Origin of the sequence: Rhodococcus baikonurensis, from assembly GCF_040489275.1 — a bacterium.
In the GTDB taxonomy this organism is placed as follows: domain Bacteria; phylum Actinomycetota; class Actinomycetes; order Mycobacteriales; family Mycobacteriaceae; genus Rhodococcus_F; species Rhodococcus_F baikonurensis.
The window spans coordinates 509,262-523,348 of the sequence record NZ_JBEUOQ010000001.1; the positions used below are offsets into that span (position 1 = coordinate 509,262).

At 62.9% G+C, this 14,087-nt stretch carries 15 protein-coding genes and 1 tRNA gene; 3 read left to right on the forward strand and 13 right to left on the reverse strand.

Annotated elements, in window-relative coordinates; genetic code table 11:
• Nucleotides 1–4 precede the first annotated feature (4 nt).
• Genes ABWI03_RS02535 through ABWI03_RS02550 form a run of 4 tightly spaced genes read right to left on the reverse strand, consistent with a single transcriptional unit; the run spans nt 5 to nt 3,768 of the window.
• A complete protein-coding gene (locus ABWI03_RS02535) occupies nt 5–820 on the reverse strand; it encodes a mycofactocin-coupled SDR family oxidoreductase (RefSeq protein ID WP_298777086.1) in 816 nt (271 codons plus the stop codon).
• Nucleotides 821–878: 58 nt separating this feature from the next.
• The gene (locus tag ABWI03_RS02540) at nt 879–1,505 is read right to left on the reverse strand and encodes a LutC/YkgG family protein (protein WP_298777085.1); all 627 of its coding nucleotides are present in this window, start codon (nt 1,503–1,505) and stop codon (nt 879–881) included.
• On the reverse strand, nt 1,502–3,022 hold the full coding sequence (locus ABWI03_RS02545) for a LutB/LldF family L-lactate oxidation iron-sulfur protein (protein ID WP_298777084.1): 1,521 nt from the start codon (nt 3,020–3,022) through the stop codon (nt 1,502–1,504). The genes ABWI03_RS02540 and ABWI03_RS02545 overlap by 4 nt, the downstream gene beginning before the upstream one ends.
• On the reverse strand, nt 3,019–3,768 hold the full coding sequence (locus ABWI03_RS02550) for a (Fe-S)-binding protein (RefSeq protein WP_298777083.1): 750 nt from the start codon (nt 3,766–3,768) through the stop codon (nt 3,019–3,021). Before ABWI03_RS02550 ends, ABWI03_RS02545 begins: the two co-directional genes overlap by 4 nt.
• A 98-nt stretch (nt 3,769–3,866) precedes the next feature.
• On the opposite strand from ABWI03_RS02550, the gene ABWI03_RS02555 reads away from it, so the two are divergent.
• Together ABWI03_RS02555 and ABWI03_RS02560 are read left to right on the forward strand one after the other, a co-directional pair.
• Entirely contained in the window at nt 3,867–4,577 is a 711-nt protein-coding gene (locus ABWI03_RS02555) for a FadR/GntR family transcriptional regulator (protein WP_166809002.1), read from the forward strand.
• Nucleotides 4,578–4,630: 53 nt separating this feature from the next.
• Nucleotides 4,631–4,704, forward strand: a tRNA-Met gene (locus tag ABWI03_RS02560).
• Nucleotides 4,705–4,801: 97 nt separating this feature from the next.
• Here ABWI03_RS02560 and ABWI03_RS02565 read toward each other — a convergent pair.
• The 8 genes from ABWI03_RS02565 to ABWI03_RS02600 are packed head-to-tail and all read right to left on the reverse strand — an operon-like array spanning nt 4,802 to nt 11,777.
• Nucleotides 4,802–5,428, reverse strand: a complete 627-nt coding sequence (locus ABWI03_RS02565) for a TenA family protein (protein ID WP_235170393.1) — start codon at nt 5,426–5,428, stop codon at nt 4,802–4,804.
• Nucleotides 5,425–6,177 (reverse strand): glutamine amidotransferase, encoded by a 753-nt coding sequence (locus tag ABWI03_RS02570; RefSeq protein ID WP_166809001.1) that lies wholly within the window; start codon nt 6,175–6,177, stop codon nt 5,425–5,427. Before ABWI03_RS02570 ends, ABWI03_RS02565 begins: the two co-directional genes overlap by 4 nt.
• Nucleotides 6,170–7,219 (reverse strand): phosphotriesterase family protein, encoded by a 1,050-nt coding sequence (locus ABWI03_RS02575; RefSeq protein WP_296552597.1) that lies wholly within the window; start codon nt 7,217–7,219, stop codon nt 6,170–6,172. Before ABWI03_RS02575 ends, ABWI03_RS02570 begins: the two co-directional genes overlap by 8 nt.
• Nucleotides 7,216–8,259, reverse strand: a complete 1,044-nt coding sequence (locus tag ABWI03_RS02580) for an ABC transporter permease (RefSeq protein WP_003939698.1) — start codon at nt 8,257–8,259, stop codon at nt 7,216–7,218. Before ABWI03_RS02580 ends, ABWI03_RS02575 begins: the two co-directional genes overlap by 4 nt.
• Nucleotides 8,256–9,026: an ATP-binding cassette domain-containing protein gene (locus tag ABWI03_RS02585; protein ID WP_003939830.1), complete on the reverse strand. Its 771-nt coding sequence runs from the start codon at nt 9,024–9,026 to the stop codon at nt 8,256–8,258. Before ABWI03_RS02585 ends, ABWI03_RS02580 begins: the two co-directional genes overlap by 4 nt.
• 2 nt (nt 9,027–9,028) lie before the next feature.
• Nucleotides 9,029–10,036 carry a substrate-binding domain-containing protein gene (locus ABWI03_RS02590; RefSeq protein ID WP_019745494.1) on the reverse strand — a complete coding sequence of 336 codons (1,008 nt, stop codon included), beginning with the start codon at nt 10,034–10,036 and terminating at the stop codon, nt 9,029–9,031.
• Nucleotides 10,033–10,932, reverse strand: a complete 900-nt coding sequence (locus tag ABWI03_RS02595) for a carbohydrate kinase family protein (RefSeq protein ID WP_095972096.1) — start codon at nt 10,930–10,932, stop codon at nt 10,033–10,035. The genes ABWI03_RS02590 and ABWI03_RS02595 overlap by 4 nt, the downstream gene beginning before the upstream one ends.
• A gap of 2 nt (nt 10,933–10,934) precedes the next feature.
• Nucleotides 10,935–11,777 carry a BtpA/SgcQ family protein gene (locus ABWI03_RS02600; protein ID WP_095972095.1) on the reverse strand — a complete coding sequence of 281 codons (843 nt, stop codon included), beginning with the start codon at nt 11,775–11,777 and terminating at the stop codon, nt 10,935–10,937.
• Between the two features lie 234 nt (nt 11,778–12,011).
• Here ABWI03_RS02600 and ABWI03_RS02605 point away from each other — a divergent pair, with 234 nt between their 5' ends.
• Nucleotides 12,012–13,037, forward strand: a complete 1,026-nt coding sequence (locus tag ABWI03_RS02605) for a LacI family DNA-binding transcriptional regulator (RefSeq protein ID WP_095972094.1) — start codon at nt 12,012–12,014, stop codon at nt 13,035–13,037.
• Here the strand turns inward: ABWI03_RS02605 and ABWI03_RS02610 are convergent.
• Complete coding sequence (locus tag ABWI03_RS02610; protein WP_095972093.1) at nt 12,998–14,080, reverse strand: M20/M25/M40 family metallo-hydrolase; 1,083 nt, start codon at nt 14,078–14,080, stop codon at nt 12,998–13,000. The two genes, ABWI03_RS02605 and ABWI03_RS02610, sit on opposite strands and share 40 nt — an antisense overlap.
• Nucleotides 14,081–14,087: the final 7 nt, after the last annotated feature.

A 14,087-nucleotide genomic window follows, 5' to 3' on the forward strand; every position in this document is an offset into this window, starting at 1 on the left:
GCGACTACGCCATCGTCTGACCCATGTCGATGACGATCTTCGTCCCGGTGACCGCGCGTGAGAGATCTGTCGCGAGATAGACCACGGCGTTGGAGATGTCCTCGATGGTGGTGCGCGGGACGGACGTGAGCGGCCACTTGTACGAGTTCATGTACTCCGGATGAGCGGTGAGTACCTTACCGACGTTGGGATCGTTGCCCATCTCGGTCTCCACCGCGCCAGGGTGGATGCTGTTGACTCGAATGTCGAAGCCGCCCAATTCCGTTGCCGCGGTGCGTGCCAAACCAACGAGGCCGTGCTTGGCCGCCGAGTAGTGCGCGCAGCCGGGCGCTTCGGCAACACCGGCGGCACTGCTCACAATCACGATGGAACCGCCGTTGCCGGCTTCGATCATTGCAGGAACTGCGGCCGCCATCGTGCGCCAGACACCATTGAGATTGATGTCCACCAGCGTCGACCACTGCTCTTCCGGCATCTCCCAGAAACGGTTCCACGTTGCGATGCCCGCATTGGCGATCACGACGTCGAGGCGACCGAACCTGTCGACGCCCGACGCCACCGCCGCCCGCAGCGCCTCAAGGTCACGGACGTCCGCTACGGCGGTGACGATCTCGCGCCCCTCCGCTCGTACGAGACGAGCCGTTTCTTCGAGGTCGGCTTCAGTCGCGGCCGCGTAACCCACGTCTTCGGACACCGACGCGCACACGTCGACAGCGATGACGTGTGCACCTTCCTGCGCGAGTCGGATCGCGTGATTGCGTCCCTGACCCCGCGCTGCACCGGTGATGAAAACGACCTTGCCTGCCAAGAGTTGTGTCATGGCCGGGACGTTAGACGCTGATGTAGCCAGTTGCCTCCGAGTTCCCGCTCGACGGGAATCAACCGTCGACGATGACGACGTGAAGATTCCTCGGACCATGGACACCTTCGACGCGTTCGAGTTCGATGTCGGAGGTCGCCGACGGGCCGCTGATCATGGTGGTGGGGCGCTCCGGCGTCAACTTCGCAATCGCCTCCGGCACTCCCACTTCCACACTGCTGCGATACGCGACGCAGATGTGTGTGTCCGGTACCAGCGTCAACGCACGGCGGCCCTGCGATGGACCAGCGTCGAGGAAGATGGTGCCGGTTTCGGCGCACGATACCTTCGAGCCGGTGACAACGGCGTCGAGGTTCTCGAGTTCAGGAGCCGGTACGTCAGGGCTGTCCACCACCAGCGTTCCGTCGAATCCGGCTACCCACGATCGGTCGAGGCCGGCGGGGATTCCCAATGTGCGTAGCCCCTGTGCCGTCAGTATCGAGGTGACGACCTCGGCGATTTCTGTTGCAGCGCAATGGTGAACGTGCGCCTTGTAGTCCACCAAACGGTCGACGAACAAATCGATGAGTTCCCCGTCGGACATGGTTCTGCCAGTCCGGTAGTTTCGCGGTATCTCGCTCTCACGGGCGGGCGCCAAGGTGATGGCATCACGAATGCGTCCGAGTACCAACTCGCGTGAATTCATCTGTCTGCCTTCCCGTCGCGACGAGCCTCGTCCAATGCCGCGCGGCCTTCGTCGGAGTCCCACCAGGATCGGAAGGTCTGCTTGGGCGGTGCGGGAATGTCTCTGGCAGCTGTCCAACCGTTCAGTGGAGGTGGCAAGGTGGAGATCTTCCCCTTCTTACCGGCCACGACGCGTCCGATCCCGGCGGCTTTCTGCGCGAGGGTCCATCGGCCCTCGGTCGACATCGCAATAGAGGCCGCTTTCATCGCCAAAGACTCTGCCGTGACACCGGATTGCTCGACCTTCTGGTGGCGCAATTCGACCAGAAGAGACGGTATGTCGATCTTGACCGGGCAAGCGTCGAAGCACGCACCGCACAGACTCGAGGCAAAAGGAAGCGTCGAGTTGGGATCGTCTTTGCCATGCATGCCCGCGAGCTGCGGAGTCAGCACCGCGCCGATCGGCCCCGGATAGGTCGATCCGTAAGCGTGACCACCGGTGCGCTCGTAGACCGGGCACACGTTCAGGCACGCCGAGCACCGTATGCAGCTCAGGGCTTCCCGTCCGATCTTGTCGGCAAGCGCGGCAGTCCGGCCGTTGTCGAGGAGGATCAGGTGGAACTCCTGTGGACCGTCGTCGGGCGTCACTCCGGTCCACATGGAGGTGTACGGGTTCATCCGCTCCCCTGTCGACGACCGCGGCAACAATTGAAGGAAGACCTCCAGATCCTGATACGTCGGCAGAATCTTCTCGATGCCCATCACGGTGATCAGCGTTTTCGGCAGCGTCAGGCACATTCGCCCATTGCCCTCCGACTCCACGACGGTCAGTGTTCCCGTGTCCGCGATACCGAAGTTGGCGCCGGAGACTGCGACCGGCGTCGTCATGAACTTGTGGCGTAAGAATTTTCGCGCGGCTGCGGCGAGCTCGGCCGGATTCTCCCCGAGGTTCGGATCGACATCTGGCATCTCACGAAGGAAGATCGATCGAATCTCGGACCTGTTGCGATGGATGGCGGGAACCAGAATGTGCGACGGTTTGTCGTGGCCGAGCTGGACGATCAATTCCGCGAGATCGGTCTCGTAGGCGGTGATGCCCTGGGTTTCGAGATGCTCGTTGAGCCCGATCTCCTGCGTTGCCATCGACTTGACCTTGATGACCTCGTCGGTGCCGGTGGCTTTGACAAGTTCGGTCACAATGGCGTTGGCCTCGTTGGCATCCGCTGCCCAATGCACTTTCCCACCACGAGCGATTACTGCGGATTCGAACTGTTCGAGCAGTTCCGGCAACCGCGCCATGACGTCGGCTTTGATCGCCGAACCCGCGTCACGCAGCTCTTCCCAATCGGGAAGCTCGCCGGTCACGTTGATGCGCTTGGCACGGATGGTGTGCGTCGCCTTGCCGATATTGCGTCGCAGTTGCGCGTTGGCCAGCTCGTGATGTGCTGCGGCGGGAAACTTCTCAGTACCTCGCAGGAATCCTGCACCTTCGGGTGACCTCGGCGGGAAGCTGGGCAGACCCAGCGCCACAGCGCTCATGCGTGCACCCGGCTTTCCACCGACGCCAGAATCTCCGCGAGGTGAATGGTCTTGGCGCCCATCTGCAGTCGTGACATCCCGCCGCCGATGTGCATGAGGCAGGAGGAATCTCCGGCGCTGCAGAATTCGGCGCCGGTGTCCGCGACGTGGCGAATCTTGTCCGCCAGCATGGCCGTCGACGTTTCGGCATTCTTGATGGCGAACGTGCCACCGAAGCCGCAGCAGGAATCTGCTTCGGGGAGTTCGACCAGATCGATGTCGCGGACGTTGCGCAGCAACTGAAGTGGTTTGTCTCCCACCCTCAGCATGCGCAGTGAGTGACAGGTCGGGTGATAGGTGACCCGGTGCGGGAAGTATGCGCCCACATCGGTGACCTCGAGAACGTCCACGAGGAATTCGGAAAGCTCGTACGTCTTTGCCTTCACGGTCTGCACCTGTCCACACAGCAACGCGGTGCCGTAACGCTCGGCGACGATCTCGTGTTGATGGCGGATCGAACCGACGCACGATCCCGACGGTGCGACAACGGCGTCGATCGACGTGTCACCGAAGGTATCGGCGTAGTTCGCGACCAGCGGCAGCGCACCTGGCTGGTAGCCGGTGTTCACGTGCATCTGCCCGCAGCAGGTCTGCCCGGACGGAAACACGACGTCGTGCCCGAGACGGGTCAGCAGGAGGGCGGTGGCCTTGGCGGCGTCGGGAAACATCGTGTCCCCGATGCAGGTGGCGAACAGCGCTACGCGCATGTGGATCCCCGCAATCTGTCGGTGTGGTCTGACCACAGTAATACATCCCCGGACAGGCCACCCCATAAACGACGCCCACCCGGTTATGCTCTTGCCTCATGCCGACCGAGCCGGGCCCGCGAGCGTGGGAACAAGTACTGAGCCATCTCGAACGTCGGCTCGTTTCAGGCGAGGTCTCTCCAGGCCAGCGGCTTCCGGGAGAGAGAATTCTGGCGGCCGAACTGGGCGTCGGACGGTCATCGGTCCGCGAGGCCCTGCGCGTTATGGAAGCTCTCGGCCTGCTGAAAGCGCAGACGGGATCCGGCCCGACGTCCGGAGCGATGATCGTGGCCAAACCGACCGGCGGCATGACCATGCTGATGCGAATGCAGGTTGCAGCACAAGGGTTTCCGGTCTCGGACGTGGTGAAGACACGACTCGTGCTCGAATCCGAGGTGATGCAGTCCCTGGCATCGCGAACCCCGGCCCCTGACCTCAGCGCGGCCGTCGAACTGCTCGACTCGATGGACTACGCAGCTCTCTCGGCCGAGGAATTCCTGCTACTCGACGCGCAGTTCCACGTGGCGCTCGCCGACGCGGCGGGCAATCAGGTGATCGCAGCCATGATGACCGGCCTGCGCGAGTCCATCGAGTCCTACGTTCTCGCGGGCGTCCAGATCGACAGCTGGCCGAGCACCTGCACGCGACTACGCCACGAACACCGAGGATTGATCGATGCGGTCAACGCGGGTGACGGCGAACTCGCACGTCAGCGCATAGTCGGCCACATCCGCGGTTACTACTCGGAAAGCGCTCACTCCAGCCGGTGACAGGGGGTGGTAATTGCACCTCCAGAAGTCGTGTACTGTTGGTTTCACACCGACGCGGGGTGGAGCAGCTCGGTAGCTCGCTGGGCTCATAACCCAGAGGTCGCAGGTTCAAATCCTGTCCCCGCTACAAAGAAGAGGCCCGTAGGTTGCGAAAGCGACCTACGGGCCTTTTGCTGTGCGCCTTTATTAACCGCCGGGGGTTAATAAAGGCGCACAGCCGTGGTTCACACCGCCACGTTGTGAAAATCGATCTCCGCGGCGAGCATGCCGGAGAACCACCGATCCAGGTCCTCGTCAGGGACGGACTCGGGCATGGCGTCGACTTCGCACGCCAGTACCGCCACCTGGGACACGAACGGCGGAGCGACATGCATGTCCACCCAGTCCTGCAACGCTGGTTCGCGCTCCACCTTCACTGCCGCCGCCTCCCGGCACCACGACAGATACAGGGTTTCCGCGGCGTACATGCCCACCAGGGCCGCCGCCCTGCCCTCTTCGCGAGCCAGCGTCAAGGCGTGGGTGGACAGCACGGCCGACTCCTCGACCAGAGCCGCTGCGTCCCCCTCGTAGGGGAAGCGGGAACGCAACTGCGCGAAATACTCGCGCTGTTCGCCGACCAGGTTGGACATCGACGTCACGTGGTCGAGCGCGTCGTCGAGCGTCGGGGATTCGGCGACCACCAACCCCAGCACCTTGACGGCCGTCAGTACGAATGCCTCTTCGATCACGAGGTACCGGCGAAATCCCTCATCACTCAACGTCCCGCCGATGGTGTCCTCGATGAATGGAACCGCCCGCGCGGCAGCGAGGTTGCTCTGCTGCCGCGCGAGCAGGTCTGAGGACCGACTCATTCGCCGGCGACCCAACTGATCAAGCCGTCGAACAGGTCGGTGTATCCGGGCCACTGCTCACAGAACTCCGGCGGAGCCCAGTGCGGGGAGCAGTCCGAGGTGAAGACGATCGACCGTCCGGCGCCGTATTCACCCGCAGCGACAAGCGGATCGCCGTTGATGGTGGCGGGAACCGCAGCACCGTCTTTTGCGACGACGCGGTTGTATCCCAGGAGCGCCGGCCACGAATCCCCGGCACCACCGAGAGCCGGGTGAGCAGCATCGACGACGGTGGGAACGATCCCGGCCGGTGTCTCGACGCGATCGTCCTCGGCCAGCATCGTCACAGGCAATACCTCGGCGATCGCGGTCTGGCGGAAAGCTGCTCGCGCCTGGAATCCGGAGAACGAGAGGTAGCCACCGATCATCATCAGCGAGCCACCCGCACCGACCCAGTCACGAAGCGCGACAAGGCGATCCTCGCCGGCGCGGAACTGGTCGAACACACCGGGAGCCAACTGCAGCGAGTTCGCTCCGATGTCGGAGAGAACGACGACGTCGAACTGGGACAATGCTTCTGCGGTGCCGGGGAACTGCGTCGGCACCAGGTGTGCGGGCATGTGTGTCACGTCGTGGCCACGTGAGGTGAGCGCATCCCGAAGCGGACCGACTCCCTCGACGTAGGAATGGACACTGAACTCGTCGACGCCCTTGACGTGCGTCGACGTCGTCATCCAGCTCTCGCCGGCGATCAGTACTCGTTTACCCATGACTGCTTCTGTTTCCTTTCGCGGCCTGCTCGAAGAGCGACCTCGGGTTGTCTCGCATCAGTGCGGACACTTGCTGGGGATCTACGCCTGCGCGCACCAACCGGGCGGCGAAGGCGAGTGGTACGTAGGAGAATCCGTTTCCGCCGTGCTTTCTGAGCATTGATTTGAGGAAGAGGTCGTGACTGAGCAAGAGTTGTGATGCGTGACCGGAGGTGACCAATCCGGCTACCGCACTGGCCGTTTCCGCCGGATGCGGAGAGAGACCCTCGCCGGGGAAATCGAAAGGCATCCCGATCATGTCGAACTCGAGAAAGACTCCGCGGTCGGCGAGCGATCGTTGGTAGTCGGCGTCGTGCCCCGACGGGTCCATGTGGCACAGAACTACGGCCTGCGGATCGACGCCCATCTCGTCGACCACGATGTCGACAACATGATGTCCGACGCGCTGCCACCCTGGAAGGTGGACGAACAGGGGCACGTCCACCTCACGCTGAGCGATGCACGCCGCCCGCAAAGCCTTCGCCTCGTTCTGAGTGAAGAGCGGGGAGATACCGATCTCCCCGATCACTCCCGGAGCCAATTCCTTTGCCGGATCGAACTCCGCGACGAGCGAGCCCGCCAGATCGTCGACACCGAGTTCGTGAACCTCGACCGGATGGGTCGTCTCGAGGTACCAGCCAGAACCCATGATCACTCGCACGTCTGACGTGCGCGAGAACTCCGCCAGCTTCTCCGGCGCCCGGCCCAGTCCCGGCGGCGTCAGATCGACGATCGTCCGACCACCGAGGCGGGCGAAGTCCGCAAGGTCTTCCACCACGGCCGCTGCGTCGTCGACTCGACAATTGTCGAGACTGTAGTACGGATTGTCGTGAAGAAGCCAGGCATCCTCGGCGCGTACCGGACCGGCCAACCGCTGCGCCACAACCGGATCCGGGGCCTCGGTGTACGCACCGGTGACGTCGTTGTGCAGATGTTCGTGTGGGAGAACCAGTCCGAGTTCCGAGCTGTCCACAGTTCCCGTGACGGTACGAACCTTGCTCATGAGCGTGCAGGCCCCGAGGGTGCAGACTGCAGGTGTCGCCACAGCGCACTCAGTGTGTGTCCGCGCATGTTGATCCAGATGGCCAGAAGCAGAACAACACCGGTGATGATCGGCGTCAGGAACGGGCTCACGCCGAGCAAGGTCAGCCCGTTGGCGATGATGCCGGTCAGGACGGCGCCGATGACGGTACCGATCACCGTGCCGCGACCGCCGAAGAGGTTGGTGCCACCGAGAACCACCGCGGTGATCACGGTGAGCTCGAATCCCGTTGCGGAGTTGGCCGATCCCGAGCCCAGTCGAGCCGCGATCAGCAGTCCCGCGATGCCGGCAGCCAGGCCGGTGAAGACGAGCGTCATCATGAGCACGCGACGCGTGTTGACGCCGGACCGTCGTACCGATTCGACGTTGGAGCCGATGCCGGTGACGTAACGTCCGAAACGCATGCGGTTGAGCGCAATTGCTCCGATGACCACGACGACGAGAGCAATCCAGGCGCTGGCGGAGAACCCGAGGAACTCCGCAGTTCCGAGCTTCGCGAAGTAGGTGTCGGCCGGGACCGGAACGGAGAACCCTTCGGTCCGGTACAGCGCGATACCGCGGATGACGGACATCGTCGCCAGAGTCACGATGAACGGCGGAATGCCCTGATAGGCGGCGAGCCACCCGTTGACCAGGCCCCAGGCCGCACCCATCACCGGGGCGGCGACGAAGACCAGGGACGAATCGACGCCGGCCTGGATCAGCTCGGCACTCATTGCCGCGACGAACGCGACGATCGCACCGACGGACAGGTCGATCTGACCGGCCGTGATCACGAAAGTCATTGCCACCGCGATGATCAGAACCGGAGCGATCTGGGTCGCCAAGTTCGACAGGTTCGTGAACGTCAGGAATGACGACGTGGTTGCCGAGAAGACGGCTGCGACAGCAACTGTCACCGCCAGCATCGCGAGCGTCGGTTTGTTGACGCTGTCCCACAAAGAGGGTTTCGCGGCGAGCTTGCGCTCGATCGGCGCCTGGGTCTTCTCGAGAGTGGTCATGCCGTGGCTCCCTGTGTTGCTGCCGATGTCCGTTGCGGCACCGGAGTTCGAGTGATGAGTCCGACGAGGGACTCGATGTTCAGGTCGCCGATCGGAACGTCGTCGACGCTCTGCCCCTCGTACATGACCGTGATTCGGTCACACACGCGGAACAGATCCTGCAAGCGGTGTGTCACGAGAATGACGCCCACCCCGGCCGCTGCCACGTCCGTGATCAGCTTGAGTACCGACTCGACCTCTGCGACGGCGAGCGCCGCGGTGGGCTCGTCGAGGATCAGTACGTCGGGTCGGAAGGAGACTGCGCGGGCGATCGCGACGGTTTGCCGCTGCCCGCCGGACAGTTGCCCGATCTCCTGGTAGGTCGATTTCACCTTGACATGCAGGTCGGCGAGAATGTGAGCCGCCTTCTCGTGCATGGCGTGCCGGTCGAGGAACGGACCTTTTCGCGGTTCTCTGCCGAGGAACAGGTTGCTGGCGACGTCGAGCGTGTCGCACAGAGCCAGATCCTGGTAGACGATTCCGATCTTCTTCTGCTGCGCGTCGAGCGGCGTCGAAAAGCGTACCGGTTCACCGTTGACACGCATTTCGCCGCCGTCGTGCTGAACTGCACCGGCGAGAATCTTCATCAGCGTGGACTTACCGGCGCCGTTGTCGCCGACCACTCCGAGTACTTCACCCTTCGCCAGCCGAAGGTCAACTCCTTGAAGGGACTTCACCGGTCCGTACGACTTGGTGATGCCCGAGAGCTCGATCAGTGGAGGTGCCATGATTACTTCTCCAAGTAGTACATGTAGTCGGCTACGTTCTCCGGGGTCACGATCTGGGTGGGGACGGGGATGTTCGCCGGAGCGCCGCGACCACAAGCCAGGTCGATTGCCGAATTCATTGCCTCGTGGCCGAATTCGAAGGTGTTCTGCTGGACCACGCCTTTAAGCCAACCGGCTTTGAGTCCGCCTACCGCCTGATCCGAAAGATCCCAACCGACTGCTTCGATGCGATCCTGCGCCTTCTGACTGTTGACCGCCGCGACGAGTCCGATCAAGGCCGGCTCACCGGTTGCGTAGACGTACTTCATGTCGCCACCGCCGGTCAGCAGGTTCTCCGCTGCAGTCTGCGCGTTCTCCTGAATGTTACGTCCGTCCACGACGGTGCCGACGGTCATTCCGCGGCCGGTCACGGTCTCCGTGAAGCCCTTCTGCCGCTCCAACTGGACAGTACTGTTGAGCGCGCCGACGATACCGACCGTTCCGGTGTTGTTCGCGACGTCCGCCAAGGTGTTTCCGATCTTGGCACCGCCCTCGGCATTGGCCGTACCGACCTGAGTCGACAGTGCCGGATCGTCGATGGTCGCGTCGACAGCGACGACGGGGATGCCCGCGTTCTTGGCCTTGACCACCGACGGCTTGATTCCGTCCGTGTCGATTGCATCGACGATGATCGCGTCGACTCCGGCGGCGATCAGATTGTCGAAGGCGTTGGCCTGCGCGACGGAATCGTCGTTGCCACTGATGATCTGCAGGTCGACGCCTGCCTTGTCCGCGACGTTTTTCGCGGCATTGTTGATCTGGTTGAAGTACAGCGCCTGAAGGTTGATGGTCACCAGACCGACCTTGAGCTTGCCGTTCGTCCCGTCACAGCTTTCGGCGACCCGGGTCGGCTGCGGGATGGACGAGCCACCCGATGCGTCCTTCGAGTCACTCGACGAAGCCGAGTCACAAGCGGTGAGCGTGAGCGCAACTGCAGCTCCCAGCGCCAGAGGCAATGCACGTTTCATCATCGAGTCTCCAAAAGGGTGTGAGGGGTCAATGTTGCTGTGAAGCTGTCCAATTCATCTCGGGTGGGGCATCCGCGGGGGCCGGCGGTGGCGCACGCCAATGCAGCCGATGCCCCAGCGAGTCGTGCGGCGTCCACCGGTGAGCGCCCGGCGTCGACAAAAGCGATGTACGTACCGCCGAAGCAATCACCGGCCCCGACTGCATCGACGACGTCGACCACTACTGCCGGTTCGCTCGTCACCTCGCCGTCCGGTGTGGCCAGTGTCCAACCTCGCGAGCCGTCGGTCACCAGCAGGTGGGTGTTGTGCTCGGCGGCCAGCGTCTGCCACTGATCGAAAGCGATTCCGAACTCGCCTTCCCACAGGGCACGCCCTACCACGACGTGGTCGGCGAGCGCGAACGCGCGCAGCGCCGCGGCCTTGTTTTCACAACCGTCCAGATCGATTACCAGACTTACGCTTCCCGGCAGTACGTCAGGCAGAAACTCTGCCCGGTATCCGTCCAGGAACAGCCGTCCACCGCCGGCAGCGGCCAAGCGGGTGACCACAACACCGATGCGTTCGGCATCGTTCGGGTCGTCCTGGCTGATGATGGAGCGATCGCCGTCCTGCGCGATGAGAACTACTGCCGTCGACAGGAACGCATCTCGCGGCGACCAACTGGTGTCGACGCCATCTGCCTCCAGGGCTTCGAGAAACTCGGTGGACCGCGCGTCCGGGCCCACGGCACCGGCAAAGATCACCTGCGCGCCCATTCTGGCCGCGGATACCGCAGCATTTGCATTCATTCCACCGTCGATCTGACTGATGGCCGTTGCCTGAACGCGCTCCCCGAGTACCGGTACGTGTGGGACATGTACCGTCACATCGTTGTTGGCGTATCCACAAAAGACAATCATGGTTACTTTCCTGCGGCCCGGGACAGTTCGCGGACCTTCTCGCCTGCGACCCGTCCCCACCAGCGTCCATTGTCCTTCACCGAGGATGCAACTATCGCGCCGTCGCATTCCTTCATCAGCGCTGCGACATTGGCAGCCGTGATGCCGGATCCGATGATCACCGGAAGAACGGTGTTGTCTCGGATCACGGAAACCTCGTCGACCGAAGCGGCGTCACCGGTGCGCGAACCCGTCGCGATCAGGACGTCCGCGTCGAAGAACTCGGCGTCTTCGGTCTGTTCCGCGACGGTGCGGTCCGCGACGATGGCATGCGCACCGTGCTTGACGTGCACGTCAGCGAAGATCCGGACCGGGTCGGCGCCGATGCGATGACGGAAGCGCGTCGTCTTGGCAGCCTGACCCTCGATGAAACCCTCATTGGCAATGTAGGCATTGGCCCACTGATTGACGCGCACAAAACTCGCGCCTGCCGCCCACGCTGCGGCCACTCCGCACTCGCCGGCGTTGGACAGGATGCTGACGCCGACGGCCTTGCCGAACTCGCCGACCACCGCTGCCGTGATGACTCCCATGCTGGCGGCGGTTTCGTAGCCGTGTTCGCCGGGCTTGAGGAACGGTATGTCCCAGTGATTTTCGACGATCACGCCGTCGAAACCGTTGTCGATGTACGCGTGTGCTTCCTCCACGGCGAAGCGGGCAATCTCCGAAACCGGCTGCCCGGCGTAGTGCGGGCTGCCCGGCAGGGCTGGGAGGTGAATGGCCCCGATGAGAGAAGGCGTGCCGGTGAACATCTCTGCCAACGCCGAGGGCTTGGGCGGAAAGACTCCGAGCGGTGATGCGGTCACTTCAGCTACCCCATTCCATGCGCAAGATTTGCGCTGTATGTCCATGCACAAGATCTGCACACGATGTAATCGATTGCCTTGATGAATTAGCAGGTTATGCGATCAACACCGGGTTATGTCAAGGTTTTCACAATTCGAATTTGTAAACGATTGCCTCAATCGCGTTACATGCGGGACACTGGACCGTGCGGTTCGATAACCTCGGACCCGAATCGAGCAGAAAACGGGGGACGCATGCGCAAGGCGACCATTCGCGATGTCGCGGAACTGGCCGGGGTGTCGACTGCCACCGTCTCGCGGGCACTGTCCGGCTCCCGTCCTGTCTCGGACGAGCTTGCGGCGACGATCAAACGAGCCGCGGATTCTCTCGGATACTCGGGAAACATCATCGCCAGCTCACTGCGTCGTAATCGGACGGACACTGTCGGAATGGTGGTTCCGAGTATCGCGAACCCCTTCTTCACCTCGCTGGTGGTCAACGTCGAACACGTCCTCGCTCAGCGCGGACTACAACTGTTCCTGTGCGATTCTCGTTCCGACCCCGACGTGGAAGCGCAGCGGCTCAAGTCGCTCGTCTCCCGTCAAGTCGACGGAATCATCATCAGCCCGTGCCACGGCGAATTGAGTTCCGAAGCGGTCCGAGCCAGCGCGGCAACGCTTCCGGTCGTTCAACTCGACCGGTTTGCCATGGATACCCAGACGGACTGGGTCGGTGTCGACGACGACGCCGCTCAATCCCTGGTGATGGAGCATCTGTCGGAGCGTGGCGCGCGATCGGCCGCCTTCATCAGTTCCGAGCTGACCAATTCGTCAACAGAACTTCGCCGGGCCGGCTTCTTCCGCCACGCGGATCGAATGGGGATCGAAACTCGTGACGAGTGGACACAACTCGGCGAGTACTCGATCGAGTGGGGGCGCACGGCTTCCAACACCATCCTGACCGGCAGAACTCGTCCCGACGCTCTGGTCTGCGCCGACGACTTGATCGCACTCGGCGTGTTGCAGACCTGCCACTCATTGGGCATCGACGTTCCCGGCGACGTTCTGGTCACGGGTTTCGACAACATTCCCTTCTCCGAGTTGTGCAACCCTCCGTTGACCACCGTCGGGCAGCCGCAGGAGAGAATCGCGGAAGAAGCTGTGCGACTTCTGGATCAGGCGATGAACAACTCTTCCGAGTCGACAGCCCACATTGCGCTTGCTCCTGAACTGATTGTCCGTCAGTCCACCGTCGGCCAAGCAGCGGCAACCGCACCGTAGGCCGCAATCGCATCGTCCAGTTCGGACACCTTGACGCTTTCGTTCGCCGCATGCATCAACGAGGGAGTGCCAGGGCCCCAGATCACGACGGGCGCTCCGGGGGCGGCCGCGGCCAGTACCGAAGCATCGGTGAAGTACGAAACCGGTTCGGTTGCAACGGGGATCGGCAGGGTGGCCAACCACGAGTCCGATGCGTCGGTACGCACACCTCCCAGGTGAATCGACGTCTCCACCGAGTCGACTTCCGGTTGGGCGCGCCACCAAGCCAGCAGGTCGGTTCCGTCTCCCACCGTGCGATGATCGATCACCGCATGGGCACTGTCCGGCACGATGTTCGGAGCCGAACCCCCACCGACCAAGCCGAGGTTCCAGGTTTCTGCGCCCAGAAACGCGTCGGACGACAGCGGAAGCTCACGTCGAGCTCGGTCGACGACGTCGAGCAGTTTGAGGACGGCGTTTGTTCCGCGCTGCGGCGTACTCCCGTGCGCGGCTTTCCCTTTGACAGACACGTCGAGCCACAGTGCACCACGGTGCCCGAGGTTGATCTGATTTCCTGTCGCCTCGGGAACGATGACGGCCCCGACCTCGAGATTCGCTACGGCGTCGGCCGAACGAACGGCCCCGAGCGACCCGATTTCCTCGTCGCTCGTCAGCAGTAGTGCGACCGGGACTCCACGTTCGAAGGCGTCGACAACCGCGGCAGTAGCGGCGACAAGGCCGGCTTTCATGTCCGATGTCCCTCTGCCGAGGAACAATTCACCGTCGACCTGCGCGGCATACGGGTCGAATTCCCAGTCCGAGACAGTGCCCACCGGCACCGTGTCGACGTGGCAGGCGAACAACAGTCTTGCCGCCGAGGGTGCTGCTTCGTTGGTGATCAAGGCCCAGGGATGATTGCCGGTCAGGTCTGACTCCACCTTCGCCTGTGGCACACGTGAGAGAACCAACGAGACAATCGAATCCATCGCCCGTCGTTGAGGAGCGGCCTTCCCCGAGACCGTGTCGAGAGCCACCAGTTCCGAGAGAAGTCCGAGGGAATCCATGAACCCA